Origin of the sequence: Micromonospora sp. CPCC 205558 (assembly GCF_036902955.1) — a bacterium.
GTDB lineage: Bacteria > Actinomycetota > Actinomycetes > Mycobacteriales > Micromonosporaceae > Micromonospora.
Map to the genome: position 1 here is coordinate 1 of NZ_JBAKHR010000014.1, position 25218 is coordinate 25218.

General features: G+C 72.1%; 26 protein-coding genes and 1 riboswitch. Of the genes, 14 read left to right on the top strand and 12 right to left on the bottom strand.

All coding sequences use genetic code 11. The features are described from left to right. Positions 1-54: 54 nt before the first annotated feature. Complete coding sequence (locus tag V6U86_RS17660) at positions 55-1317, bottom strand: hypothetical protein (RefSeq protein WP_334504654.1); 1263 nt, start codon at positions 1315-1317, stop codon at positions 55-57. A gap of 295 nt (positions 1318-1612) precedes the next feature. Continuing rightward, on the bottom strand, positions 1613-2494 hold the full coding sequence (locus V6U86_RS17665; protein WP_334504658.1) for a DUF2726 domain-containing protein: 882 nt from the start codon (positions 2492-2494) through the stop codon (positions 1613-1615). A gap of 164 nt (positions 2495-2658) precedes the next feature. On the opposite strand from V6U86_RS17665, the gene V6U86_RS17670 reads away from it, so the two are divergent. The 4 genes from V6U86_RS17670 to V6U86_RS17685 are packed head-to-tail and all read left to right on the top strand — an operon-like array spanning position 2659 to position 4307. Continuing rightward, positions 2659-2850: a hypothetical protein gene (locus V6U86_RS17670; protein WP_334504660.1), complete on the top strand. Its 192-nt coding sequence runs from the start codon at positions 2659-2661 to the stop codon at positions 2848-2850. Next, positions 2847-3227 carry an Asp23/Gls24 family envelope stress response protein gene (locus V6U86_RS17675; RefSeq protein ID WP_334504663.1) on the top strand — a complete coding sequence of 127 codons (381 nt, stop codon included), beginning with the start codon at positions 2847-2849 and terminating at the stop codon, positions 3225-3227. The genes V6U86_RS17670 and V6U86_RS17675 overlap by 4 nt, the downstream gene beginning before the upstream one ends. Before the next feature lies 1 nt (position 3228). Beyond that, on the top strand, positions 3229-3750 hold the full coding sequence (locus tag V6U86_RS17680) for a DUF6286 domain-containing protein (protein ID WP_334504665.1): 522 nt from the start codon (positions 3229-3231) through the stop codon (positions 3748-3750). Next, positions 3747-4307: a hypothetical protein gene (locus tag V6U86_RS17685; RefSeq protein ID WP_334504667.1), complete on the top strand. Its 561-nt coding sequence runs from the start codon at positions 3747-3749 to the stop codon at positions 4305-4307. Before V6U86_RS17680 ends, V6U86_RS17685 begins: the two co-directional genes overlap by 4 nt. Positions 4308-4346: 39 nt before the next feature. Here the strand turns inward: V6U86_RS17685 and V6U86_RS17690 are convergent, their stop codons facing one another. Continuing rightward, positions 4347-5303, bottom strand: coding sequence for a TerC/Alx family metal homeostasis membrane protein (locus tag V6U86_RS17690; RefSeq protein ID WP_442934953.1), 957 nt, complete (start codon positions 5301-5303; stop codon positions 4347-4349). Between the two features lie 260 nt (positions 5304-5563). Between V6U86_RS17690 and V6U86_RS17695 the strand changes: the two genes are divergently transcribed. Together V6U86_RS17695 and V6U86_RS17700 are read left to right on the top strand one after the other, a co-directional pair. Beyond that, positions 5564-6121 carry a hypothetical protein gene (locus V6U86_RS17695; protein WP_442934954.1) on the top strand — a complete coding sequence of 186 codons (558 nt, stop codon included), beginning with the start codon at positions 5564-5566 and terminating at the stop codon, positions 6119-6121. A gap of 220 nt (positions 6122-6341) precedes the next feature. Next, positions 6342-6734, top strand: a complete 393-nt coding sequence (locus V6U86_RS17700; protein ID WP_334504675.1) for an FKBP-type peptidyl-prolyl cis-trans isomerase — start codon at positions 6342-6344, stop codon at positions 6732-6734. Between the two features lie 71 nt (positions 6735-6805). Here V6U86_RS17700 and V6U86_RS17705 read toward each other — a convergent pair whose 3' ends face one another. Further along, positions 6806-7192, bottom strand: coding sequence for an STAS domain-containing protein (locus V6U86_RS17705; RefSeq protein ID WP_334504677.1), 387 nt, complete (start codon positions 7190-7192; stop codon positions 6806-6808). A 183-nt stretch (positions 7193-7375) separates the two neighbouring features. On the opposite strand from V6U86_RS17705, the gene V6U86_RS17710 reads away from it, so the two are divergent. After that, positions 7376-8392, top strand: coding sequence for an SMP-30/gluconolactonase/LRE family protein (locus V6U86_RS17710; protein ID WP_334504679.1), 1017 nt, complete (start codon positions 7376-7378; stop codon positions 8390-8392). A gap of 62 nt (positions 8393-8454) precedes the next feature. On the opposite strand, the gene V6U86_RS17715 is transcribed toward V6U86_RS17710, so the two are convergent. Next, positions 8455-9723 (bottom strand): L,D-transpeptidase, encoded by a 1269-nt coding sequence (locus V6U86_RS17715; RefSeq protein WP_334504682.1) that lies wholly within the window; start codon positions 9721-9723, stop codon positions 8455-8457. Positions 9724-10358: 635 nt separating this feature from the next. Between V6U86_RS17715 and V6U86_RS17720 the strand changes: the two genes are divergently transcribed. Then, positions 10359-11333 carry a sugar phosphate isomerase/epimerase family protein gene (locus V6U86_RS17720; RefSeq protein ID WP_334504684.1) on the top strand — a complete coding sequence of 325 codons (975 nt, stop codon included), beginning with the start codon at positions 10359-10361 and terminating at the stop codon, positions 11331-11333. A 23-nt stretch (positions 11334-11356) separates the two neighbouring features. Then, the gene (locus V6U86_RS17725; RefSeq protein WP_334504686.1) at positions 11357-13456 is read left to right on the top strand and encodes a PQQ-dependent sugar dehydrogenase; all 2100 of its coding nucleotides are present in this window, start codon (positions 11357-11359) and stop codon (positions 13454-13456) included. 107 nt (positions 13457-13563) lie between these two features. Here the strand turns inward: V6U86_RS17725 and V6U86_RS17730 are convergent, their stop codons facing one another. From V6U86_RS17730 to pdhA, 4 genes are all read right to left on the bottom strand, one after another. Then, entirely contained in the window at positions 13564-15249 is a 1686-nt protein-coding gene (locus V6U86_RS17730) for a right-handed parallel beta-helix repeat-containing protein (protein WP_334504809.1), read from the bottom strand. 160 nt (positions 15250-15409) lie between these two features. Next, positions 15410-16771, bottom strand: coding sequence for a dihydrolipoamide acetyltransferase family protein (locus tag V6U86_RS17735; protein ID WP_442934955.1), 1362 nt, complete (start codon positions 16769-16771; stop codon positions 15410-15412). Further along, positions 16768-17772, bottom strand: a complete 1005-nt coding sequence (locus V6U86_RS17740; RefSeq protein ID WP_334504813.1) for an alpha-ketoacid dehydrogenase subunit beta — start codon at positions 17770-17772, stop codon at positions 16768-16770. The genes V6U86_RS17735 and V6U86_RS17740 overlap by 4 nt, the downstream gene beginning before the upstream one ends. Then, complete coding sequence (gene pdhA, locus V6U86_RS17745; RefSeq protein WP_334504815.1) at positions 17769-18968, bottom strand: pyruvate dehydrogenase (acetyl-transferring) E1 component subunit alpha; 1200 nt, start codon at positions 18966-18968, stop codon at positions 17769-17771. The genes V6U86_RS17740 and pdhA overlap by 4 nt, the downstream gene beginning before the upstream one ends. Before the next feature lie 73 nt (positions 18969-19041). Between pdhA and V6U86_RS17750 the strand changes: the two genes are divergently transcribed. After that, the gene (locus V6U86_RS17750) at positions 19042-19548 is read left to right on the top strand and encodes an Lrp/AsnC family transcriptional regulator (RefSeq protein ID WP_334504688.1); all 507 of its coding nucleotides are present in this window, start codon (positions 19042-19044) and stop codon (positions 19546-19548) included. A gap of 10 nt (positions 19549-19558) precedes the next feature. On the opposite strand, the gene V6U86_RS17755 is transcribed toward V6U86_RS17750, so the two are convergent. After that, the gene (locus tag V6U86_RS17755) at positions 19559-20530 is read right to left on the bottom strand and encodes a DNA polymerase domain-containing protein (RefSeq protein WP_334504690.1); all 972 of its coding nucleotides are present in this window, start codon (positions 20528-20530) and stop codon (positions 19559-19561) included. 103 nt (positions 20531-20633) lie between these two features. Beyond that, positions 20634-20960 (bottom strand): hypothetical protein, encoded by a 327-nt coding sequence (locus V6U86_RS17760; protein ID WP_334504692.1) that lies wholly within the window; start codon positions 20958-20960, stop codon positions 20634-20636. A 155-nt stretch (positions 20961-21115) separates the two neighbouring features. Here V6U86_RS17760 and V6U86_RS17765 point away from each other — a divergent pair, with 155 nt between their 5' ends. The 4 genes from V6U86_RS17765 (at position 21116) to V6U86_RS17780 (ending at position 24789) form a co-directional block, all read left to right on the top strand. After that, positions 21116-21847 carry a histidine phosphatase family protein gene (locus V6U86_RS17765; protein WP_334504694.1) on the top strand — a complete coding sequence of 244 codons (732 nt, stop codon included), beginning with the start codon at positions 21116-21118 and terminating at the stop codon, positions 21845-21847. Further along, complete coding sequence (locus tag V6U86_RS17770; RefSeq protein ID WP_334504697.1) at positions 21831-22700, top strand: NAD(P)H-hydrate dehydratase; 870 nt, start codon at positions 21831-21833, stop codon at positions 22698-22700. The genes V6U86_RS17765 and V6U86_RS17770 overlap by 17 nt, the downstream gene beginning before the upstream one ends. Positions 22701-22779: 79 nt before the next feature. After that, positions 22780-23127 (top strand): hypothetical protein, encoded by a 348-nt coding sequence (locus V6U86_RS17775; RefSeq protein ID WP_334504700.1) that lies wholly within the window; start codon positions 22780-22782, stop codon positions 23125-23127. Positions 23128-23243: 116 nt separating this feature from the next. After that, positions 23244-23333: riboswitch (ZMP/ZTP riboswitch) on the top strand. 19 nt (positions 23334-23352) lie between these two features. After that, the gene (locus V6U86_RS17780) at positions 23353-24789 is read left to right on the top strand and encodes a glycine hydroxymethyltransferase (protein WP_334504703.1); all 1437 of its coding nucleotides are present in this window, start codon (positions 23353-23355) and stop codon (positions 24787-24789) included. A 120-nt stretch (positions 24790-24909) separates the two neighbouring features. Here the strand turns inward: V6U86_RS17780 and V6U86_RS17785 are convergent, their stop codons facing one another. After that, positions 24910-25170 carry a hypothetical protein gene (locus V6U86_RS17785; RefSeq protein WP_334504817.1) on the bottom strand — a complete coding sequence of 87 codons (261 nt, stop codon included), beginning with the start codon at positions 25168-25170 and terminating at the stop codon, positions 24910-24912. Positions 25171-25218: the final 48 nt, after the last annotated feature.

A 25218-nucleotide genomic window follows, 5' to 3' on the forward strand; every position in this document is an offset into this window, starting at 1 on the left:
GGCGCCCGGGGGGCCGACCCCCGGGGGGGGGCCGCCCCCCGCTACCACGTCAGCTCAGTTGACGTCGATGCGCACCGAGTCGAAGGCGGGGGTCTGGTTGGCCCGCTCCATCATCGGCAGGCGGTGCGAGCCGTCACCGGCCCAGACAGAGCACTGGGCGGTACCCGACTCCGGCAGGCCCGGAACCTGGATGGTCACCTCGTCGGCCTGGGCGCCACCGCGGCCGTCCTCCGTCGCGACGAAGAACGCGGGCACCTCCTGCGGCTCCGGCGGAGCGGTCAGGCTGTCCAGCATCCGGCAGGCGGTGTGGAAGTGACCACGGACCAGGCCCTGGTCGTTGAGCAGCGAGCTCTCCACGTAGTAGCCACCCTGACCGGCGGCCAGGAAGCGGTCCCGGACCAGGTTGCGGGTGCTGACCCGCAGGGTGAAGGGCTGGTTCTGACCGACCTGATCGGGGAACTGGGTGATCAGCAGCGACGGGTTGTTGGCCGCCGCGCCGACCTCACCGAACTCGGTGCTCACGCAACGGTTGCCGGTCTGGAAACCGTCGTGCGGCTGGAGCTGGCTCTCGTCGCAGTCGTTGGCGAGCACGCCGAGCCCGGCGCCGGGCTCGGTGCCGCCACCGTTGTTGCCGCCACCGCCGTTGTTGCCGCCACCGTTGTTGCCGCCACCGGGGGTGGTGGTGGGCGTGCTGCCGCCGCCGTTGTTGCCGGTGGGCTGCACCTGGCACTCGGCGAGCTGGGCGAGGCCCTGCGGCCGGGGTCCGACCCGGTCGATGGCGGTGGTGATCCGGTCCAGCACGGCGCGGCGCTTGCCGGCCAGCGGCTGGAGGATCGCGTTGCGGATGAACGCCTCACCCTTGTTGCCCTCGGCAGCCAGTCGGCGGTCCGCCTCGGCGATCTGGGTCTGCAACTGGGCGAGGTTGCGGTCCACCTCGGCCCGCGCCCGGTCCGGCACCTGCGGCAGTTTGGCCGCCACATCCGGGCAGGCGATGGCCGTGCCGGTGCCCACCGTGCCGTCCTTGCCGTCCTCGCACTCGGGGACCGACTGTTGTCCGTCACCCCAGTGATTACGCACCCATCGACCGTTCTGCCAGGTTCGGCTGGTCGAGCCGCCACTCGGCGCGGTCGCGCCCGGGCTCGGCTCCACGCACTGCCCCGCAGCCGGACGTGGCTTATTTGTCCGCCGGTCCTGGGCCGACGAAATCTGAGTCACGGCGACAACTCCGCCGAAGACCGCGAGCGTGCCGACAACTGCCAGCAGACGCTTGCTCCGCGCGTTGCCGGAAGGCCGGCGCGCCCGAGTGGACCTGCGCATCGAATTGCTCTCCTTCTCGATCCGGTAGTGGATTTCTGCCCTCGGCGGACCGACGGATGTGAGGTGGCACGGCCGCGGCAGGGACCCACCGTGACCTACCCGGTAATGCGTCGATGGCCGACGATGCCCTTTCCGCACCGTCTCCCGCGCCCGGTGGACGCGGATGGGGAGATCCTGTTCATTCGCGCAGGAGTACGGGGCGCCGGCCGGGAAGGTTCAACTGACGCACAGGAAATTGCCGCGACCGGACACGGAGCCGGCGCGGAGCGGGGATCAGCAGGCGAAACGGCGCCGGTCAGTCGGCGCAGAGGTGGTCGAAGGCGAACCCGCCGACCAGTTCGTGGCGGCGCTCGCTCAGCGCGGCGATCTGCGCCGTCCAGTCGGCGCGCGGCAGCAGGTCCGCGACCGCGTTCTCCCGCAGTCGCTCCCCCACGGCGACGGCGGCGAGATCCTCGGCCAGCCGGGCCGCGTCGATACCGCAGGAGAAGCGGTGTTCGGTCACCGAGACCCGCTCGACGAGGCACGCGTCGGGGCGTACCTGCACCCAACTCCACCCCTGTGCCGGCCCGTCCACCCAGCGGACGTGCAGCCCTCGCACGATCGGGTCGGCCACCTGCCCGGCCACGTACGCCTCGACCGCCGCCGCGCGGGTCAGCGCGCCGAGGTCGTTGACCGGTCCGGTACGCCCGTCCGGCAGTCGGCCCAGGATGTCCCGGAAGCCCACCGGCGCCGGTTCGGGGCCGGCGGCGGTGGGCCCGGCGCCGCCCGCGGCGTAGGCGCGCGCGTCGATCACGTACTCGACCAGGCGGCGGCCGTGCTCGGCGGCCCGCAACGTCGGCGAACCGATCCGCAGCACGGGCAGGCCGGCGGCGGCGCTCACCGCGTCCTTGAGTCGCTCCACGCGCTGCTCCGCCGAGGCGGCCGACGGCACCGGGCCGATCTCCACGGCGACGACCGGACGGCCGGTCTCGGCGGCGTAGACGACGAAGTCGAAGCTGGCGCGGCTCGCCGAGGTCCACTGGCTGCCGGTGACACCGGGTGGGCGGCCCTGGACCAGATCACTGAGCCGGCGTGCCGGCAGGACCCAGTGGCCGGCGCGGCTGAGCAGGGCGTCGTGCTGCGCCTCGGCGGGCATCGCCCGCAGCCAGCCGCGGTCGTCGCTCCCGATGCTCGTCATCTGCCTGATCCATTCGCCGGTCGGTCGAGCCGGGCCGAGTCTAGGTGGTCGATCATGGGCCACCGACTTCCGATGTGACCGGGATCACAGCAGCGTCGACGTTCCAGGGATGGCCGCCGGGTGTATCCAGCGACCGCCGGTACCGGACCGGCCCGGAGGTGAGCATGTCGCGACAGCAGTTCGGCTTCCTCGCCGGGTTCCTCGCCGTGGCGGTCTGGGCGCTCGTCGGCGCCGGCGTGACCGCCCTCGCCGTGCTCGCCGGCCTACTCGGCTGGCTGGTCGTCCGGGTGCTCGACGGCGACCTCGCGGTGACCGGTCTCGGCGACCGCCGCGCCGACGCTCGGCGACGCCGATGACCACCCGTCCGTCCCCGGGGCCGAACCCCGCCAGCGGACTGGCCGGCGGGACGACCGGTTCGGAGCGCCCCCCGGGCGACGCCGCCGACGTCGCCCGGATCGCGGCGCAGGCGGCCAGCCTCGTGCCGGGTGTGTCCGTCGTCCGCCCGGCGGCGGTCCGCCTGGATGACCGGTCCGTCGGACTCGACCTGCACCTGATCACCTGGTACGGGCACAGCGTGCCGACGATCGCCGAAACGGTCCGGACGGTGGTCGCCGATCGGGTGGCCGCCCAGACCGGGCTCACCGTGGCGGTGGTGACCGTCACCGTGGACGACCTGCTCGTCCCCGGCGTCGACTCCTCCGGAGCCGGCGCCGCCGCACCGGAGGACGGCTGAGATGCGCACCGCCAACCGGGTCGCCTCGGTGCTGCTGGCCGGCGCCCTGCTGATCGGCGGCGTGGCGGTCGCCGTCCAGGCCGTGCTGCTCAGCCTGAACCGCCCGCCGCTGCTCGACACCGCCAGCTGGCTCGACACGCTGAGCGGCACCCGGTGGCGCGAACCCACGGTCCGGGCCGTGGCCGGCGGGACGCTCCTGTTGGGCCTGGCCATCCTCGTCGCCCAGGTGCGCCGCTGGACGCCGGTCCGCGTGAGCGCCGACGAGCGCGACGGCTGGTACCTGCACCGGCGCTGTGTGGAACGCCGGCTCACTGACGCCGCCAGCGCGGTGCCGGGCGTCCGCCGCGCCCGCGCCCGGCTCCGACGGCACGACGGCCAGTGGCGTCCCCGGGTCCGCGCGACCGGCGACCCGGCAGCCCGGGCGGAGATCGAGTTCGCCGTGCACCAGGAGTTGCACCGGCTCACCGCGCCCCGCCCCGCCCGGGTCGACGTCCGGTTGCTGCCCCGTCGGCGGACGGCGTGACCAACGCCGGGCACCGACTGCTGTGGACCATCATCGCGCTGCTGCTGGTGGCGGGCGGCGCGGTGGCGCTGGCGGCCAGCCTCGGCACGCTACCCGGCGTCGACTCGGCGGCGGTGCTGCTCAGCGCCGATCTGGTCGACAGGTGGCGGATGGCCGCGCCATGGAGCACCCTGAGCGCAGCCGCCGTCGGGGCACTGGTCGCCCTGACCGGGCAGCGCCTGTTGGCCCGGGAGCTGCGGGGCCCCGGCGGCACGCTGCGCGGCACCCTGAGCCACCCCGGACGCCGGCCGGGCCGCACCCGGCTGGCCGCCGACGTTCTCACCGACGCGCTGGTACGCGACCTGACCGGCAACCCCGGGGTACGCCGGGCCCGGGTGGTGCTCACCGGCGCGCCACCGCACCCCGACGTGTGGATCCGCGTGGACCTCACCGCGGACGCGCCGGCCGCCGGCGTACGCGAGCACGTGCACGCCGCGGTCCGCCGGTTCGCGGCGACGGCCCACTGCCAACCCGCGCACCTCGACGTGACCGCCCGCATCGAGCCCGGCCATCCCTGACCCGCCGCCGGCCCGAGCGGCATGATCGGTGCCGGCGGCTCAGCCGTCGGTGGGGCGGCGGGCGGCCAGGGTGCTGGCGCCGATGGAGACCGCCAGGGTCAGCACCACCACGGCGAGGGTCAACCAGACCGGCAGCTTGCCCACCGGCGTCTCGGCGAGGATCAGTTTCAGCCCGGCGAAGGCCAGCAGCAGCGCGAGCCCGTACCGCAGGTAGCCGAAGTGTCGCAGGAGCCCGGCGAGGCAGAAGTAGAGGCTGCGCAGCCCCAGGACGGCGAACGCGGTGGCCGTCCAGACCAGGAAGGTGTTGGTGGTGATGGCGAGGATCGCCGCCACCGAGTCGATGGCGAAGACCACGTCGGTGGCCTCGATGGCGACGAGTGCCACCAGCAGCAGCGTCGCCACCCGCCGATCGGCCACCCGGGCGGTGAACCGGCCGCCGTGGTAGTGGGCGTCGGTGGGCACCAACCGGCGGAACAGCCGGACCACGACGTTGCGTTCCGGGTCGACGTCGGGCTTGCCGCGTACGGCCAGCCGCCAACCGGTCCAGATCAGGAACGCGCCCAGCACGAACCCGGCCCAGGTGAGCCGGTCCAGCAGCTCGGCACCGGCGAAGATGAACAGCAGCCGGAAGACGAGCGCGCCCACGACACCCCAGAACAGCACCTTGTGCTGGTAACCCGGCGGCACCTGGAAGTAGCCGAAGAGCAGCGCGAAGACGAACACGTTGTCCACCGAGAGCGCCTTCTCCAGCAGGTAGCCGGAGAAGTACGCGATGGCCGGGTCACCGCCGAGGCCCCACCAGACGACAAACCCGAACAGCAGGCCCGCGCCGATCCAGACGGCGCTCCACAGCAGCGCCTCGCGGAGCTCGATGACGTGGTTGTCCCGGTGCAGGAGCACATCCACGGCCAGCATCACCGCGATCACCGCGCCGACCACCGCCCAGGCCCAGAGCGGGACCGCGACCGTCGCCTCAGCCACCGACGCCCTCCGCATCGACCACCGCCCGTTACCAGGCCGGCCGGCCCTCTCCGAGCCTAGGTGAACACCCGACCCGGCAGCGGGCGGTCCGACGAACCGGCGGCGTCCATCTCGGACGCCACGGCCGGGCGCCGGCGGTCGTCAGGGTCGCCGGACGGGACCCGAGGGGGTCGAACGTCCCGGGTCGTTGCGGTCTGTCGGCCCTGCCACCGGGAGCGCCGTGGGCGTCCACTGGAGATGCCACCGGGAAGCGCGGTGCGAAGCTGAGAAGGGACGTGGAGACCATGACCGCGACGATCGACCGGGTCACCAACGAGAACACCGCTCCGAAGGCCGGCACCGTTCACGACCGGGCCGTCCGGTACCTCCTGGCCGGCACCCGGCTGGCACTCGGCTGGATCTTCCTCTGGGCCTTCGTCGACAAGATGTTCGGCTTCGGGATGGCCACCGAACAGAAGAACGCCTGGATCAACGGGGGCAGCCCGACCAAGGGCTTCCTGACCTTCGGCGTGACGGGGCCGTTCAAGGATCTCTACACCGGGATCGCCGGTGCCGCCTGGGCGGACTGGCTCTTCATGGTCGGCTTGGCCGGGATCGGTGTCGCCCTGCTGCTCGGCATCGGTATGCGGGTCGCCGCCGTGGCCGGCGGGCTGCTGCTGGTCCTGATGTGGACCGCCGTGCTGCCTCCGGAGAACAACCCCTTCATGGACGACCACCTGATCTACGCCGCGGTGCTGGCGGTCCTGGCCCTGGTCAACGCCGGCGACACCGTGGGGCTCGGCCGGGTGTGGGCGGCACTGCCGATCGTGCGGCGGATGCCCTGGCTCCGGTGAACCACCGCACCACCCCTCGGCGGGCGTCACCAGCACCGGTGACGCCCGCCGCGGCGTGGTGACCCACGACCCGAATCCGCACCGTCACCCGGGATCACCGACGCCCGATCGGTGGACGGGTTGCGGGGCAGGTGGCGGGTCCGCCGCACATCGGTGCGGGGTGATCCGGCAGGATCGACGGTGACCGGACACATCACCCAACACGGCAGGAGATCCCCGCATGAACCAGGCAGCAGGCGCCCAATCGGGTAAGCCGGAGGTTGGTCCGATCGAGGGTGCACCGCCGGCCGACCTCGTGATCGAGGACATCACCGTGGGCGACGGCCCGCAGGCCGAGCCGGGCCAGCTGGTCAGCGTGCACTACGTCGGCGTGTCGCACTCGACCGGCGGCGAGTTCGACTCGTCGTGGAACCGGGGCGAGGCGTTCGACTTCCCGCTCGGCGGCGGTCAGGTCATCGCCGGCTGGGACCAGGGCGTCGCCGGCATGCGGGTCGGCGGTCGCCGCCGGCTGACCATCCCGCCGCACCTGGGGTACGGCGACCGGGGCGCCGCCGGCGTCATCAAGCCGGGCGAGACGCTGATCTTCGTCGTCGACCTGCTCGGCGTGCGCTGACCGAACGTCTGGGGTCGCCGGCCCACGCCGGCGGCCCCGCGCCCCGCCCGGGGCCTTACTCGTCGACCAAGTCAGGCGGCCAGTTGCAGGTCGGTGGGCGCGACCACCGGGCGACGCGCCGCCGCGATCGCCGTGGCCGGCTCCAGAATCGTCATCACACGGTGCAGCCCGCTGACGCGCAGCACCCGCGCCACCACCGGGCTCGGGTCGACCAGGACCAACTCGCCGCCGCAGGCCCGAACACGCAGATGCGCGGCGAGCAGCGTGCGAACGCCAGCCGCGGAGAGCAGCCGCAGCTCGGACATGTCCAGTTGAAGCACCGGGCGGGCCGGCGCGGACCACAGCGCGGACCGGAACGCGGCCACCGTGGCGATGTCGACCTCGCCGGCCACCCGCATGAGGACCAGTTGGTCACCCACGCTGACCTGCACGTCGAGCCGGTCGCTGTGCTCTTCCATGCCAAGAAATCTAGCCGTCACCACCGACACTTTCGCCCCTCCAGGGAGTGATTCCGGGTACGCCCAGGGGCATACCCCGAGGTACCCCACCTCCCTCTCGGGGTGGAGTCAGGGGCCCCGCGCGGCGCGCCGCGCGGGCGCGGAGTCGGGGAGTCGGCCGGCACTCGGGTGGAGAATAGGTCGATGCTGATCCCCCGGCCCCGGCCGCCCCGGCTGATCCGTCCCGTCCGCGAGCCGGCGACCAGCCCTCCGGCGCTGGCCGGGGCGTGGGCCCCCACCGACCGCCGGCTCGACCAGGCCGAGTTGCTCCCCCTCCCGGCGGGCGCCGTCGGCCCCGAGGACGTGCTGGTCGACGGCTCCGGGCGGGTGATCAGTGGCGACGAGGACGGTCGGCTCTGGTGGTGGCCGGTCGACGCTCCGGCCGGCACCCGGCCCCACCTGCTGGCCGACACCGGTGGCCGTCCGCTCGGCATCGAGCTGGACCCGTCCGGTGAGGCTCTGGTGGTCTGCGACGCGTACCGCGGGTTGCTGCGGGTCACGCCGGACGGCGCGGTACGCGAACTGACCGGAACGGCGCCCCCGGTGCACCTGGCCAACAACGCGACGGTGGGCCGTGACGGCACCATCTACTTCACCGACAGCTCCGATCGGTTTCCGGTCTCACACTGGAAGCGGGACCTGCTGGAGCACCGCCCCAACGGTCGGGTGCTGGCCCACCATCCGGGCAGCGGTCGCACCGAGGTGGTGACCGACGGGCTGTACTTCCCCAACGGGATCGCGCTGACCCCGGACGAGTCGGCGCTGATGCTCGTGGAGACCAGCACCCACCGCCTGCTGCGCGTCGAGCTGAGCGGCGGTGTGCGGGTCCTCGCCGACCTGCCCGCGTACCCGGACAATCTCGCCTCGGTGGGTGACGGGACGTACTGGATCGCGCTGCCCAGCCCTCGGGTGCCGATCGCCGAGCGGCTGCTGCCCCATCCGCGGCTGCGTCAGATCGCCGCTCTGCTGCCCGACGCCATGCAGCCGCAGCCACGCCGCTACGGGCTGGTCGCGCTGGTCGACGGCGCGGGCGCGGTCCGCCGCACGCTGCACGGCCCGAACGGGCACTACTCGATGATCACCGGGGTACGCCAGCACGGCGACCAGCTCTGGCTGGGCAGCCTGACCGGGTCCGGGGTGGCCCGCGTACCCCTGGGGTGATGGCCCGACGGGGCCGGCCCGCCGTCGTGGCGGTCCGGCCCCGTCGGGCCGCGGTCGGTGACTCAGCGGCCGCTGACCGAGGGTGCCGGTGCGGGCGATCCGCCGGCCACCGCGCCCGGGTGCGCCGGGGCGACCGGCGCGGGCTTGAGGCCCGGCGGCACCGGTAGGGCGCTGCCCCGGACGAACTCGTCCCAGCTCACGTTCCAGGCGGTCCAGCCGTTGCCCGGCTGCAACTCGACCTCGGTGCCCTTGACGGTGATGAGATCACCGACCTGCGTGACCCCCATCAACCAGTCGGCGGCCGTGGCGGAGACGTTCGCGCAGCCGTGCGAGACGTTGGTGTTGCCCTGGTCCCCCTCCGACCAGGGGGCGGAGTGGATGAACTCGCCGCCCCAGGTGTAGCGCTGGGCGTCGTCGACGTCGACCACGTAGCCCCCGTCCGGCTCACCCCGGGTGTCGAAGGTGACCCGCTCGTGCTTCTCCATGATCACCATCTTGCCGCTGGAACTGGGCGTGCTCGGCTTGCCCAAGCTCACCGGGATCCGGCGGATCTGCTTGCCGTCGCGCAGCACGGTCATCTGCTTGGTGGCGTTGTCGATCTCCAGCGAGACCTGTCGTCCGATCTTGGAGGTTGCGGTCCGCTCAGCGTCGCCAACCTTGTCCTTACCGATCGGCAGACCCTCCAGACCGGCCCGGACGCTGATCGTGGTCCCCGGTTTCCAGAAATCGGGCGCCCGGTAATAGACCTGACTTCCATCCTCAAGCCACGACCACGCGCCCGGCTGCGGCGGATTGGTCTTTACGAACAACCGCCGCTGCACATCCGCTCTGGCCTCTTTCGGAATTCCCGGGTCGAACGCCACCGTTACCGGCATCGCGGTGCCGTACGTCCGATTGCCGACGAAATAGAGGGTGCTGGTGATCTGCGGTTTGGTCGATTTGGCCATCGTCGTGAACGTGGTGGTGCGGGTGGTGGTGGCACCGGAGTCAGCGGTCGCGGTCACCTCGGCGGTGTAGGTCCGCCGTGGTTGCAGCGGAGCGCTCGGCACCCAGCCGGAGCCGTCCTCGCGTGGCTCGGCGTTGACCTGCTTGCCCTTGTCGTCGGTGAGGCGTACGCCGGTGACCCGCCCGCCCTTGACCACGGTGCCCACCTCGGCGCTGACCGGGACGTCCCGCGCCTTGTCCCCCGGTGTCACCGCGAGTTCCGGCGGAGCGGCGTGCAACTTGTCCGAGCCGGTCGCCGACTCCCGCTCGGCGGTGCACGCACCCAGGACGAGTGGTGCGGCTGCGATGGTTACCGCCAACAGCGTCAATCGCCGCCTAGACGTCATGTTTCATTCCCCCCGTTTCGACTTCCCTCCGTCACATTCTTTCCCGCTTGAGGGGGTCATTCTCGGCATTTGGCAAGAATCGGCGGCGCATTTACCGGCGCATTTTCCAACAATGTTCCAGTTGGCAGAACAGGGGTTCAACCGACCCGTGTCATGCGTTTTGCTCCGCTTGAGCGACCCGACCTCGACTGTCCGGATGCCGCGCCGGTGCCGGCACCTGAGGGGCCGAGGACGGGGGGCCACGGCCGGAGGACCGGGGGTCGGGGCCGTGCGAGGTGCGGCCAAGCAGGGCGCGATGGGCGCGCGGGGCGTAGAAGGTCACGCCCGGTGGCGCACGTCGTGGGAGGACTTTTGTCAACTGAAGCGAAGCTTCTGCCGAACGCGACAAAGCTTTGCCTTCGTCCGGAGGCAAGGGTAAGGTCACGATCGAGATAGAGGGTTGCCCATTCGTCGATCACTTGCCGCCACCTCTGCCGGGTCGCCGCGTTCCGCTCCCGATGGGTCCGGGCCGCACTCGCGCGCCGTCCCTCACCGTCCAGCCGAAGCCCGCCTCCGGCGGTTCGGCGCGCCCGGCAGACGGCAGTCAGGTCGACCGCCGCCGACGGCGTGCCAGCCGTCAGGAAGGGACCACCACCATGGATCAACAACTCAACCGACCGGGGCCGACACCGGCATCCGAGCCGGTCAGCCGACGTGGAGTGCTGCGCGCCGCGACCGTCTCCGCGGCCGCCGTCGGCGCCGCCGGTCTGCTCGCCGGCCCGGCCACCGCCGCACCTGCCGCACCCGGCGCATCCGGCGGCCACGCCCAGGGCCGCCGCCGGGTGCCGGTGGACCGGATCAGCATTCAGCTCTACACCCTGCGTGATCAACTCGCCGTCGACCTGCCCGGCACCCTGGACGCGCTGCGCCGAATCGGCTACCGGCGAGTGGAGCACGCCGGTTTCGTCGGACGCACCGCCGCACAGTTCCGGGCCGCGCTCGACCAGGCCGGGCTACGTTCCACCTCCGGGCACGTCGGCATCCCGCAGCCGTTCGACGCCGCCACCTGGGAGCAGGCCCTCGCCGACGCCAACGTGGTGGGCTGCAAGAAGATCGTCCACCCGTACTTCGGTCGGGACGCGAGCGGTCAGCCGATCCGGGACCCTGCCGTCTACCGGGCCCTGGCCCGGGACCTGAACCGCGCCGGTCGGCTCGCCGAACGCGCGGGGCTCGACTTCGGCTACCACAACCACCAACTCGAGTTCGTGCCGCTGACCGGCGGCTCGACCGGGTTCGACATCCTCAGCTCGCAGACCGATCCCCGGCTCGTCCACTTCGAGCTGGACCTCTACTGGACCTGGCGGGGCGCCCACGACCCGGTCGACGTGATCAAGGCCAACCGTGGCCGGATCCGCCAGGTGCACGTCAAGGACCTCGACGTCGAGGCTGGCTTCGCCGACCTCGGCGACGGCGTCATCGACTTCGGCCGGATCTTCGCCCACGAGCGGGAGGCCGGCATCGAGGAGTACATCGTGGAGCGTGACGACGCGGGCACCGCGCCGCGCTCCCCCGCCGACGCCCTGGACACCGCCCGCGTCGGCTTCGACTATCTCGCCTCACTTCGGTACTGAAATCACCTCGGGGGACACACCTGATGAACAGGACCGCACTCGCGTCCGCCCTGCTGCTGGTGACGGCCGGCCTGGCCGTACCACCGTCGGCGGCGGCCGCGGCGCCGGCCGCGCCGCCGGACAGCAGCTTCCAGAAAGTGACACTGAACGACTTCCCGGGCGAGCCGATGAGCCTCGCCGTTCTGCCCGACCTGCGGGTGCTGCACACCTCCCGCACCGGTGAGGTCCGCATCCACGACCCGCGCACCGGGCTGAACACCCTCGCCGCCGACATCCCGGTGTACGAGCACGACGAAGAAGGCTTGCAGGGGGTCGCCATCGACCCGAACTTCGCCCAGAACAAGTGGGTGTACCTCTACTACTCGCCGCCGATGGACACGCCGGTGGACGACCCGGCGACCCCCGACGTCAACGAGGGTGACGCGCCGGAGACCGGCACCGCGGCGGATTGGCAGCGGTTCAAGGGCGCACTGCGGTTGTCCCGGTTCAAGCTGGACGGCATGCGGCTGAATCTCGCCAGCGAGCAGCAGATCATCGACGTGCCGACCGACCGGGGCATCTGCTGCCACGTCGGCGGTCAGATCGACTTCGACAGCAAGGGAAACCTGTACCTGTCGACAGGTGACGACACCAACCCGTTCGCCTCCGACGGGTACATCCCCATCGACGAGCGGGCCGACCGCAACCCGGCGTACGACGCCCAGCGCAGCTCGGCCAACACCAACGACCTGCGCGGCAAGCTGCTGCGCATCAAGCCGAAGGCCGGTGGCGGTTACACGGTGCCGGCCGGCAACCTGTTCAAGCCCGGCACGGCGAAGACCCGCCCGGAGATCTACGCGATGGGGCTGCGCAACGCGTTCCGGTTCGCCGTCGACCGACGCACCGACAACGTGTACCTGGGCGACTACTCCCCGGACGCCTCCAACTCGAACCCGGAGCGCGGGCCGGCCGGGCACGGCCGGTGGATGCTCGTCGACAAGCCGGCGAACTACGGCTGGCCGTACTGTGTGACGCCGACGATCGCCTACCGCGACTACGACTTCGCCACCGGCCAGTCCGGCAAGAAGTTCAACTGCGCGCGCCCGGTCAACGACTCGCCGCACAACACGGGCAAGCGGCAACTGCCGCCGGTCGAGCAGCCGCAGGTCTGGTACGCCTCCGCGGCCTCGGGTGAGTTCCCGCAGCTGGGCACCGGCGGCATCGGCCCGATGGGTGGCCCGGCGTACGACTACGACGGCACCAGCACGTCGCGTACCCGCTGGCCGGCCTACTACGACGGGGTGCCGCTGTTCTACGAGTGGACCCGCGACTACATCAAGGAGTTCCGCCTCGACTCCGACGGCGATGTGAAGGACATCCGCCCGGTGGTGCCGTCGCTGGTGGTGGACAACCCGATGGACATGGAGTTCGGCCCGGACGGCGCGCTCTACGTGCTGGAGTACGGCGACGGCTACTTCGCCGAGAACCCGGACGCGCAGTTGTCCCGGATCGACTTCGTCCGGGGCAACCGGACGCCGATCCCGAAGATCAGCGCCGACCCGACAGTGGGGCAGGCCCCGCTGACCGTCGCGTTCTCCAGCGCCGGCACGACCGACCCGGACGGTGACAAGCTGAGCTACGCGTGGGACTTCAATGCGGACGGGTCAGTGGACAGCACCGCTCCGAACGCGACCTGGACGTTCCCCGAGAACGGCTCGTACACGCCGACGCTGAAGGTGACCGACCGCACCGGACGGTCCGCCTCGGCGTCCCTGCCGCTGGTGGTCGGGCCGACCGCGCCGCTGGTCGAGTTCGTCGCCCCGGTGGCCGGGCAGCCGTTCCAGTTCGGGCAGACGGTGGCGTACGAGGTGAAGGTCACCGACGACCTGCCGGTGGACTGCTCCCGGGTGAAGGTCACCTACGTGCTCGGGCACGATGAGCACGGGCACCCGCTCTCCACCTCGACGGGTTGCTCCGGGACCATTCCCACCTTCCTGGACGGTGGGCACAGTGGTGCGGACAACCTGACCGCGGTGTTCGTCGCGGAGTACACCGACGCGCCGACCGACCCGGGCGTACCCCCGCAGTCGGGCTCGGCGACGGTGGTGCTGGACCCGACCCCGGTGGCTGGTCTGGCCGGCTGACCAGCTCAACCAGGGCAGCGGCGGCGGTCGGATCACTCCGGCCGCCGCCGCACCTCGTTCAGCTCCGAGCTATCGCCGGGCGTCCAGGCCGACCAGGCGCCGGCCACTCAACTCCAGTCGCTGTCCAGGTGGTTGTCGCGCCACCGTCCGCCCACCGGCGGGGTGTCCAGTCGCATCCCCCCGTCGGCGTTGCCGGCCAGGTCGTTGTCCTCGACCCGGCAGTCCACGCAGCTGCCACGTCCGGTGATCCACAGCCCGTGCGTCTGGGTCTGGGGCTCGTTGTCGTGGTTGTCCCAGATCCGGTTGCCCCGGATGGTGGCCGAGTCGAACGGCGCGTCGATGGTGATACCGGCGCGCAGTTGGGGCGCGGCGACCAGTTCGTACGCGGATCCCGGCGGTGGCACGTCCCCGCTCCACGCGGTGAACGCGTCCGGACGGACCGGGGCGAGGGTCAGCTCGTCGCCGGTGTTGGCGGCCACCATGGCGACGGTCTCTCCGACCCGCAGGACCTTGCCCCGGTGCCCGTCGTGCGGCCAGTTGGCCGACCGGTCCACCAGGCACCGTTTGCTGTAGCGGACGGCGTCGCCTGCGCCCGTGGTGCCCTCGCCGTACTGCCGCCCGTTGTTGCGGATCCGGTTGTTGAGCAGCACCGCGTCGGTCATCTGGTGGTCGATCCGGACCGCGTCCAGCCCGTTGCCCCAGAACTCGTTGCTCTCGATCACCACGTCCCGGATCGAGCCCCGGTAACCGCGGCCGAGGTCGTGCGCGTGGTAGCCGTGCCGCCCGTTGCCGCTGATCCGGTTGCCCCGGATGGTGTACGGGCCGGGGCTGTTGCCGATGCGGACCCCGTCGCACAGGTTGCCGTCGATGACGCAGTCGGTGAGCAGACCGCCGCGGCCGGCCACTGACGAGGTGCCCTGCGCCGACACGTCGAACCCGGTCTCCAGGTTTCCGGTCATCGTGCAGGCGGAGACGATGAGGCCGTCGGCGCCCCAGTCGGAGATGCCGAATCGGTTGCCCTGACTGTGGCAGCCGACGATGCGGTAGCCGCTCGGCGGCGTCCAGTAGTCCTTCTGCAGTTCCAGGAAGATGCCGTTGGTGCCGTTGGCCAGGGCGGTGCAGTTGGCGATGGTCAGGCGCTCCACCGCGCCCCAGCCGCCGATGCCGATGCCGATGCCGGCGCCGCCCCACTGCTCGCCGTTGTCCAGTCGGCCACAGCCGACCACCACCACACCGTCGATCAGGGAGTCCTGGAGGAAGTCGCAGCCCAGCCCGGTGGCGGCGGTGTGGTGGATGTAGAGGTTGCGGAAGACGCCCCGCACCACGTACTGCAGGCCGAGGCCCTTGGCCAGGTAGTTGTACTCGGCCATGGCGACGCCGGAGCCGTCGATCTGGAAGTCGGCGAAGGTGCAGTCGGCGATGTGTCGGTCCCGGTCGGCGCCGTGCTGCACGGTGGTCCAGAACGCCAACGGGGTCGGGTCGGCCCGGTTGCCCTCGTTGCTGAGCATGAACCGGGTCGCCGCCGGGCCGGCCCCGATCAACGACACGCCGCTGCGCCACACCGTGCCCGCGTCCCGGATCGAGTAGATGCCCGGCGGGCAGTAGATGACCCGGGCCCGCCCGTCCGAGGCGTATCCGGCGCCGAGGCGGTCCACCAGGGCGGCCAGCGCCGGCTGGTCGTTGGTCGAGCCGTCACCGGTCAGCCCGTACTCCAGCGCGTCGCAGTACAGCGGCGCGCCGGCCGAGGCGGGCCGTCGTACCCGGATCGAGTTCAGTAACAGCTCGTTTCCCACGACCACAGCCCGGCCCCCTTCGACGCGTTCGGTGCGCTCCGGCGGGGCCGACTTCCCGATCACACCACCGGGAAACCTCGGCCCGATCACACCGTCGGGAAACCCCGGACGTGCGCCGGCCCCGGCGCCGCACGGGCAGCGCCGGGGCCGGGGGTACGCGTCAGACGGCGGCGATCAGCAGCGCCGGGCGCTCCACGCAGTCGGCGACGTGCCGCAGGAAGCCGCCGGCCACCCCGCCGTCGCAGACCCGGTGGTCGAAGGTGAGGCTGAGCTGGGTCACCTTGCGGACGGCGAGCTGCCCGTCGACCACCCACGGCTTGTCCACGATCCGCCCGACTCCGAGCAGGGCCGCCTCGGGGTGGTTGATGATCGGCGTGGAGCCGTCGACGCCGAACACCCCGTAGTTGTTCAGCGTGAAGGTGCCGCCGGTCAGCCGGGCCGGGGGCAGACTGCCGGCTCGCGCGGCGGCGGTGGTCGCCGCCAGTTCGGCGGCCAGCTCGGCGGTGGTGAGCCGCTGGGCGTCGCGCAGCACCGGCACCAGCAGCCCTCGGTCGGTCTGCGCGGCGATGCCGAGGTGCACCCCGGCGGACTGGACGATCCGCTGCGCCTCGGTGTCGACCCGGGCGTTGAGCTGCGGGAACCGGCGCAGCCCGCTGAGGCAGATCCGGGCCAGCAGGGCGAGGATGCTCACCGGCGCGTCGGGCGTCGCCGCGTTGATCGCGGCGCGGGTCTCCAGCAGCCCGGTGGCGTCGACGTCGACCCAGATGGTCACCTCCGGGATCTCCCGCCGGCTGCGGGAGAGCTTGTCGGCGATCACCTTGCGGACGCCGGTGAGCGGGACGATCACGTCGCCGTCCCCGGCCGGGGCGGAGGCGACCTGCGGGTCCGGCACGGCGGCGAGCCGGGCGGGCACGGCCAGCGCGGCCTCCACGTCGGCGCGGCGGATCACGCCGCCGGGCCCGGTGCCCCGCACGGCGCCGAGGTCGACGCCGTGCTCGCGGGCCAGCCGCCGCACGATCGGCGAGATGACCAGCGCGGCGGGCGACCGCGACGGATCACCGGCCCCGCTGCCCACGCCTGGGGCGGTGGGAACCGTCGGGTCGGCGTCGGTGCCGGCGTCGACCGGTTCCGGGGCGAGGGCCAGCCGGGGCCGCCGCCGACGGCGGGTGGCGTTGCCGTGGCCGGTGCCGTACCCGATCAGCACGTTGCCGGAGCCGGCCCGCTCCTCCTCCCGGTAGGTGGCGTGCCCGGCGGGCTCGTCGCCCCCGTCCAGCGGCGCGATGGTGATCAGCGGCTGGCCGACCGGGCGTACCTCACCGGCCGCGCCGTGCAGGGTGACCACCCGGCCGGCGTACGGGCAGGGCACGTCGACGACGGCCTTGGCGGTCTCCACCTCGACCACGCTCTGGTCGACCGTCACGACGTCCCCCACGGCGACCCGCCATTCGACGATCTCCGCTTCGCTCAGCCCCTCGCCCAGGTCCGGCAGGAGGAAGACCTGCGTCCGCTCGACGGTGGTCATGCCGCCGCCCAACGCGCGTCCGGCTGGTCGTCCCACTGCAGGCGGGCCACCGCGTCGAGCACCCGGTCCACGCCGGGCAGGTGGGTGTGCTCCAGCATCGGCGCCGGGTACGGGATGTCCAGCCCGGCGACCCGCAGCACCGGGGCGTGCAGCGCGTGGAAGCAGCGCTCCTGCACCCGGGCGGCGATCTCCGCGCCGACACCCGCGAAGCCGGGGGCCTCCTGGACCACCACGCACCGGCCGGTACGCCGGACCGAGGCGGCGATGGTGCCGTCGTCGAACGGCACGATCGTGCGCACGTCGACGACCTCCAGGTCCCACCCTTCCTCCCGGGCAGCCTCGGCAGCCTCCAGCGCGACCGGCACCGCCGGCCCGTACGCCACCAGGGTGGCGTCGCGTCCGGGGCGGCGCACGACGGCCTTCCCGAACGGCTCGGTCCGGGCCGGCAGAGACGCCTCGTCGCTGGCGAAGTAGAGCTTCTTGGGCTCCATGAAGACCACCGGGTCGGGGTCGTCGATCGCCTCGCGCAGCAGCGAGTACGCGTCGTCGACGGTGGCCGGGGTGACCACCTTCAGCCCTGGGGTGTGCGCGTAGTACGCCTCGGACGAGTCGCAGTGGTGCTCGACTCCGCCGATCCCGCCCGCGTACGGCACCCGGATGACGATCGGCACGCTGAGCTTGCCCCGGGTGCGGTTGCGCAACTTCGCCACGTGCGAGGCGATCTGCTCGAACGCCGGGTACGCGAACGCGTCGAACTGCATCTCGACCACCGGGCGCAGGCCGGACATGGCGAGGCCGACGGCGAAACCGACGATGCCGGCCTCGGCGAGGGGGGTGTCGAAGCAGCGGTTCTCGCCGAAGCGGGCCTGCAGGCCGTCGGTGATCCGGAAGACGCCGCCGAGCGCGCCGACGTCCTCGCCGAAGACGACGACCCGGTCATCGGCGGCGAGCGCGTCGGCCAGCGCGGTGTTGAGCGCCTTCGCCATGGTGGTGGCCATCAGGCGTCACCCTCCTCGGCGCGGGCGGCGGCCAGCTCGGCGCGGACCAGCTCACGCTGTTCGATCAGCTGCGGGGTGGGCTCGGCGTAGACGTGGTCGAAGAGGCTCAGCGGATCGACAGTGGGCTGCTCGTTCATCCGGGTCCGCAGGTCCGCCGCGTACGCCTCGGCCTGCTCGGCGATCTCGGCGACCGCCGCGTCGTCGAGCACACCGCGCGCCCGCAGGTAGGTCTCCAGTCGGGCGATCGGGTCCCGGTCCCGCCAGGCGTCGACCTCGGCGCCGTCGCGGTAGCGGCTGGCGTCGTCGGCGTTGGTGTGCGGTTCCATCCGGTAGGTGTGCGCCTCGACCAGGAACGGCCCCTTGCCGGACCGGGCGTGGGCGATCGCGCGGGTGAGCACGGCGAGCACCGCGACCGGGTCGTTGCCGTCGACCTGCTCGCTGGGTACGCCGTAGCCGACGCCCTTGTAGGCCAGCGACGGCGCGGCGGTCTGCCGCGACAGCGGGACGCTGATCGCGTAGCGGTTGTTCTGCACGAAGTAGACCACCGGCGCCTTGAACACGGCGGCGAAGTTGATCCCCTCGTGGAAGTCACCCTCGCTGGTGGCGCCGTCGCCGATGAAGGCCAGCGCAACGGTGTCGCGACCCTGGTAGGCCTCGCCGTGCGCCAGCCCGGCGGCGTGCACGCACTGGGTCGCGAGGGGGGTGCACTGGGGTGCGGTGCGTACCTCGGTCGGGTCGTAGCCGCAGTGCCAGTCGCCGCGCAACAGGGTGAGCACCTCGACCGGGTCGATGCCCCGGGCAACCAGCGCCATCGACTCACGGTAGGTGGGGAAGACCCAGTCGGTGTCGCGGACCGCGAGGACCGCGCCGACCTGGCACGCCTCCTGGCCCCGCGAGGACGGGTAGACGGCGAGCCGGCCCTGCTTGGTCAGGGCCGTCGCCTGGGTGTCGAAGCGGCGGCCGAGCACCATCCGGCGGTACAACTCGTGCAGCACCTCGGCGGCGGGTTCGGGGTAGTCGGCGCGGGCTGGCAGCGGCGTGCCGTTCTCGGCGAGCAGGCGGACCGGCTCGGCGTCCGGCAGCAACGAGCGGGCCGGGTCGGGCGGGGTGACCGTTCGACGGGCGCGCGGGGATGCCCTGCGGACCGCCTGGGGAGTGGTCGTCACGGCGGAACCTCCTGGGACGTGTGGTGAGCCTATGCTTCCGCCTGGAGGATGATTGACTCAAGATCGACGCGGAAGGCGGGACGGTTGGCATGCGGAGGGCCAGTCAGTGAGCCAGGAGACCGCCGACGAAGCGGGCCGGGCCGCGGAATCGGGACGATCGGCCCGATCCCTGGACAAGGTCGACCGGCGGATCCTCGACGAGCTGGTCCGCGACGGTCGGACGTCGGTGCGTACCCTCGCCGAACGAATCCACATCTCCCGCACCAACGCGTACGCGCGGGTGGAGCGGTTGCTCCGCGACGGGGTGATCACCGGGTTCCGGGCCCAGGTGGCGCCCGCGGCGGCCGGGCTGGGCACGTCGGCGTACATCGCCCTGACCATCGAGCAGAACACCTGGCGAGAGGTGTCGGCCGAGCTGGCCCAGGTGCGTTACATCGAGCACGCCGCGCTGCTCGGCGGTGACCACGACGTGCTCGCGCTGGTGCGCGCCCCGGACAACGCCGCGCTGCGCGACGTGGTGCTGGGCCGGGTGCAGAGCATTCCCGGGGTGCTGTCCACCCGCACCTGGCTGGTCTTCGAGGAGTTCGACGGGGCCGGCAGCCCCTGGGCGTGACCGGGATGGCTCACCGCTCCGGCGGGGCCTCCAGCCCGTCGCGGTCGGCCAACTCCAGCAGCGGCTCCAGCGAGTGCCGGTCACCGTCCAGGCCGGCGTGCGGGTCACCGCGCTCGGCGAACCGGGCCGGCATGCTGAGCACGTCGAAGTCCTCCGGTCGGGCCTGGTCCAGCTCCGACCAGTCCAACGGCGCGGAGACCAGCGCCGCCGGCGTCGGCCGGATCGAGTACGCCGAGGTCACCGTGTGGTCCCGGGCCATCTGGTTGTAGTCGACGAAGACCGGCCGGTCCCGCTGCTCACGCCACCAGGTGGTGGTGACCAGGTCCGGCAGCCGGCGCTGCATCTCCCGGCCCAGCGCGAGCACCGCCCGACGGCAGTCACCGAAGCTCCACCGCGGCTCGATCGACAGGTAGACGTGCAGGCCCCGGCCGCCGGTGGTCTTCGGGTAGCCGGTCATGCCCAGCTCGGCGAGGAACGCCCGCACCTCGTGCGCCACCGGCACCACCTGCTCGAAGCCGACGCCGGGCATCGGGTCCAGGTCGATGCGCAGCTGGTCGGGGCGTTCCACGTCGGCGGCGGTGACCGGCCACGGGTGGAATCGCAGGGTGCCCAGGTTGGCGGCCCAGATGACCACCGCCAGCTCGCTCGGCGCGACCTCGTCGGCGGTACGGCCACTGGGGAAGGTGATGTGCGCGGTCCGCACCCAGTCGGGCGCCCCCGCGGGCAGCCGCTTCTGGTAGAACGCGTCGCCCCGGTTGGTCTGCCGGGTGGCGATCGTCGCGCCCTCGAAGACACCGCGGGGCCAGCGTTCCAGCATGGTCGGCCGATCCCGCAACGCGCGCAGGATGCCGTCACCCACCGACAGGAAGTAGTTGACCACGTCCAGCTTGGTCAGCCCACGCTCGGGAAAGTACGGCTTGTCGGGGCTGGAGACGCGGACCAGCCGCTCGCCGACCTGGATCTCCTCCGCCGCCGTGGCCATCTGCCGAGGGTACGACGCGCAGGCACGTCGTACGGCCATCGAACGGACACCCGTGCGGCGCGGCGGCGGAACTGGCCGGCGACGGCGGGGCTGGCGCACCCGGTCAGGTGATCAGCAACACGCCGACCACGACCAGTGGCAGCCCGACGAAGAGGAAGATGCCGACGCCGGTGAGCACCCGGCCACCGTCGGCCGTCTCGCGCTCAGGTGCGGCGCCGAAGGTGGCGCGCGGGCCGAGCATGCCCACCCGGCTCAGCGTCAGGTCGCCCGTCACGCCGACGAGCCCGCCCACCACGACCAAGCCGATGCCCAGCCGGTTGGTGTAGGCACCGCCGGCGATCGCCACCCAGATCGCTGCCGCGACGGCGACCAGCACCCCGGCTATCACGAACAATAGAAACGCTTCCCGCAGACCTCGCACGACGGTCACCGTCGACACCCCCCCGTTGGCTGTCGAACACATTGTTGCGCATCAACCCGTCGCGACGCTGCCCCGAAGAACGGTGGCGACCTGCACGGTCGTCAGACGGCGTGCGATCGACGGGGCCACGGTTACCGCGGTGGGCACCCGGGTACGGGGGCGGCATGGCGGAACTGGCGACGCTCTGGATCATCCGGCACGGTGAGAGCACCGCGAACGTGGCGGCGACACACGCCGAGGCGACCGGTGATGAGCTGATCGGCCTCAGGCACCGCGACGCCGACGTGCCGCTCTCCCCCACCGGCGAGGAGCAGGCCCGGGCCACCGGTCGTTGGCTGGCCGGCCTTCCCCCGGACCGTCGACCGGACGTCGCGGTGGTCTCGCCGTACCTGCGGGCGGTCTCCACCGCCGAATTGGCACTGCACGGCACCGACATTCCAGTGAGCCGGGACGAGCGGCTGCGCGACCGGGAGCTGGGCATCCTCGACGGGCTGACCGGTCATGGGGTGCGGCGGCGGTACCCGGACGAGGCCGCGCGCCGGGAACGACTCGGCAAGTTCTACTACCGGCCGCCGGGCGGAGAGTCCTGGACGGACGTGGCGCTGCGGTTGCGCACGCTCCTCGGCGACCTGCGCCGAGACCACGAGGGCCAGCGTGTTCTGCTCTTCGGCCACGACGCGCTGGTCTTTCTGCTGCGCTACCTGGTGGAGGGGCTGACCGAGACGGACCTGATGGCGCTGACCCGCCAGCACGTGATCGCCAACTGCTCCATCACCGACTGGTCCGCCGACGCGGAGCACCGGCTGACGCTTGATGGTTTCAACGAGGTCGGCCACCTGCACCGACAGGGCGCCCAGCCGACCAGGGAGGACGAGATCCATGCCGAGCCGGTCTGAGGTGAAGGTGATCACGCCCGGACTGCTGCGGGACTGGGCGCTGCCGGTGCCGGTCGGTGGGAAGGAGAGCCGGGGCACCGTGCTGGTGGTCGGCGGTTCCCGCTTCACGCCGGGCGCCGTGCTGCTCGCCGGGGTGGCCGCGTTGCGCGCCGGCGCCGGGGTGCTCCAGCTCGCCGCGGCCGAGTCCACCGCCGCCGCGCTGAGCATCCAGGTGCCGGAGGCGTTGGTGATCGGTCTGCCGGAGACCGCCGACGGCGCGGTGGCCGCCGACCGGGACGGCCAGCTCGGCGACCTGGTCGGGCAGGCCGACGCGGTGGCGATCGGGCCGGGTCTGAAGGCGATCGACGAGACCAACCGCCTGCTCAGCCTGGTCCTGGAGGCGGCCCGTCCGGACACGTCGCTGGTGCTCGACGCGTACGCCCTCGGTGCGCTCAGCCACGCACCGGACCTGCTGGTCGGCTCGGGTCGGCCGGTGGTGCTCACCCCCAACGTCACCGAGGCCGGGCACCTGCTCGGCCGGGACCCGGGCGACGACCTGGACGCCGAGGCGGCCGAGGTGGCCGCCCGGTACGAGGCCGTGGTCTCGCTGTACGGGCACGTGGCCGCCCCGGACGGGCGGGGTTGGCGGGAGGAGAGCGGCGACGCCGGGCTGGGCACCTCCGGCAGCGGGGACGTGCTCGCCGGATTGCTGGCGGGGTTGCTGTCCCGGGGTGCCGACCCGGCGCAGGCGGCCTGTTGGGGCTCGTTCGCGCACTCGGTGAGCGGCCAGCGGCTGGTCCCCCGCTATGGCCGGATCGGCTTTCTGGCCCGGGAGTTGCTCGACGAGATCCCCCGCACCCTGGCCATGGTCTGAGGCGGTTTCACCTGTTTCCGTAGTCGGTGTCGGGGTACCGGAACCACACCAGCCGAGACTTTTCAGGGAGGTCAGACCGGTGTCGACCGATGCCATCGTCCTGCTCAAAGAGGACCACAAGGAAATGCGCCGCCTGTTCAAGGCCTTCCAGGACGCCGAAAAGGGGCTGCTGATCGAGAACGTCACCCACCACGTCGAGGAGGAAGAGCAGGAGTGGTTCCCCAAGGTCCGCGACGCGCTGGGCCGCAAGCAGCTCCAGGAGATCGGCGAGAAGATGATCGCGCTGCGCGCCGACGCGCCGCGTACCCCCACCGCGCCGCGCCGCGCCCCGCCCCGCCCCGCCCCGCCCCGCCCCGCCCCGCCCCGCCCCGCCCCGCCCCACCCCGCGATCTTGCACTTTCCGCTGCTAGTTAGCGATATTTGGTGACGTTTTGTCGCGACAGAAAGTGCAAGATCGCGAGAGGAGGGGGCACCTACCGAGCACCGTGGGATGGTCGCCTCCCGGAGGGCGGCCCGAACGACCGGGCCCGGCCCGGTAGGATCGGCCCGGGCCGTTACTGGCGCGTGGGGATGGAAAACCATCGGGGAGCGGCCTCGTCACGTGGACGTTTGCCGAGCGCCTGGGCCTTCCCGCACGTCTGTTGGAGGTCGCATGTCCCGCAACGCCGAGTCCACCGCATTCCGGAGCGCCCTTGAGGTGATCCGGGCTGTCGAGCCGCGGGTCGCCGACGCCATCGGCGCCGAGCTGACCGACCAGCGAGAGTCACTCAAGCTGATCGCCAGCGAGAACTACGCCTCCCCGGCGACCCTGCTGGCGATGGGCAACTGGTTCAGCGACAAGTACGCCGAGGGCACCGTCGGTCGCCGCTTCTACGCCGGCTGCCAGAACGTCGACACCGTCGAGGCGCTCGCAGCCGAGCACGCCCGGGAGCTGTTCGGCGCCGCGCACGCGTACGTGCAGCCGCACTCGGGGATCGACGCCAACCTGGTCGCCTTCTGGGCGGTGCTGGCCGACCGGGTGGAGTCCCCCGCCCTGAAGAAGGCCCAGGTCCGCCAGGTCAACGACCTCACCGAGGCCGACTGGTTCGCGCTGCGCCGCGAGCTGGGCAACCAGCGGATGCTCGGCATGTCGCTGGACGCCGGTGGCCACCTCACCCACGGCTTCCGGCCGAACATCTCCGGCAAGATGTTCGACCAGCGCAGCTACGGCACCGACCCGGCGACCGGCCTGATCGACTACGACCGGGTGGCCGAGGCTGCCCGCGAGTTCAAGCCGTTGATCCTGGTGGGCGGCTACTCGGCGTACCCCCGGAAGGTGAACTTCCGGATCCTGCGCGAGATCGCCGACTCGGTCGGCGCGACCTTCATGGTCGACATGGCGCACTTCGCCGGTCTGGTGGCCGGCAAGGTCTTCACCGGTGACTTCGACCCGGTGCCGCACGCGCACATCGTCACGACCACCACGCACAAGTCGTTGCGCGGCCCGCGCGGCGGCATGGTGCTCTGCCAGCCGGAGCTGGCCGACCAGGTGGACCGGGGCTGCCCGATGGTGCTCGGTGGTCCACTGCCGCACGTGATGGCCGCCAAGGCGGTCGCGCTCGCGGAGGCACGCCGGCCCGACTTCGCCGACTACGCCCAGCGGATCGTCGACAACGCGCAGGCGCTCGCCGAGGGGCTGCTGCACCGGGGCGCGAAGCTGGTCACCGGTGGCACCGACAACCACCTGGTGCTGATCGACGTGTCCGGTTACGGGCTCACCGGTCGGCAGGCCGAGCAGGCCCTGCTCGACTCGGGCATCGTCACCAACCGCAACTCGGTCCCGCAGGACCCGAACGGCGCCTGGTACACGTCCGGCATCCGGATCGGCACCCCGGCGCTGACCACCCGGGGCCTCGGCACCGCCGAGATGGACCAGACCGCCGAGCTGATCCACACCGTGCTGACCCAGACCACCGCGGGCGCCAACGCCGACGGCACCCCGTCGAAGGCGAAGTACACCCTGGACCCGGGCCTGGCCGACAAGGTCGCCCGGCAGGCCACCGACCTGCTGGCCACGCACCCGCTCTACCCCTCGGTCGACCTGGGCTGACCCGACCGACTCGCGTCGATCATGGAGTTGTGGTGCCCGAATCAGGGCGGGTAGCGACTTTCGTCCACCACCACAACTCCATGATCGACGCAGGCGGACGGGGTGAAGCCCTCCGGAGGGTCAGACCAGGGGGCGCTTCAGGTGGTAGCGGTGCACTTCGGTGCTGCCCTGGACGTTGTTGACGTCCTCGGCGGCGGAGACCAGCTCCCACCCCTCGCGGCCGGCGAGGTTGAGGTGCGCGATGGCGGTGTCGCCGTAGGCGGTGATGTCCTTACGGGAACCGTCCGGCGCGTACCAGACGAACGAGACGTGAAAATTGCGGCCCTGTCCCTGATAGCGACGGACGAGCAGGGCGTACTCCCAGGCAACCATGGGCCCTATTATGTCTGTCCACCCAGGACGGCGGCAGGCGGGTCGTCGCACATTGCC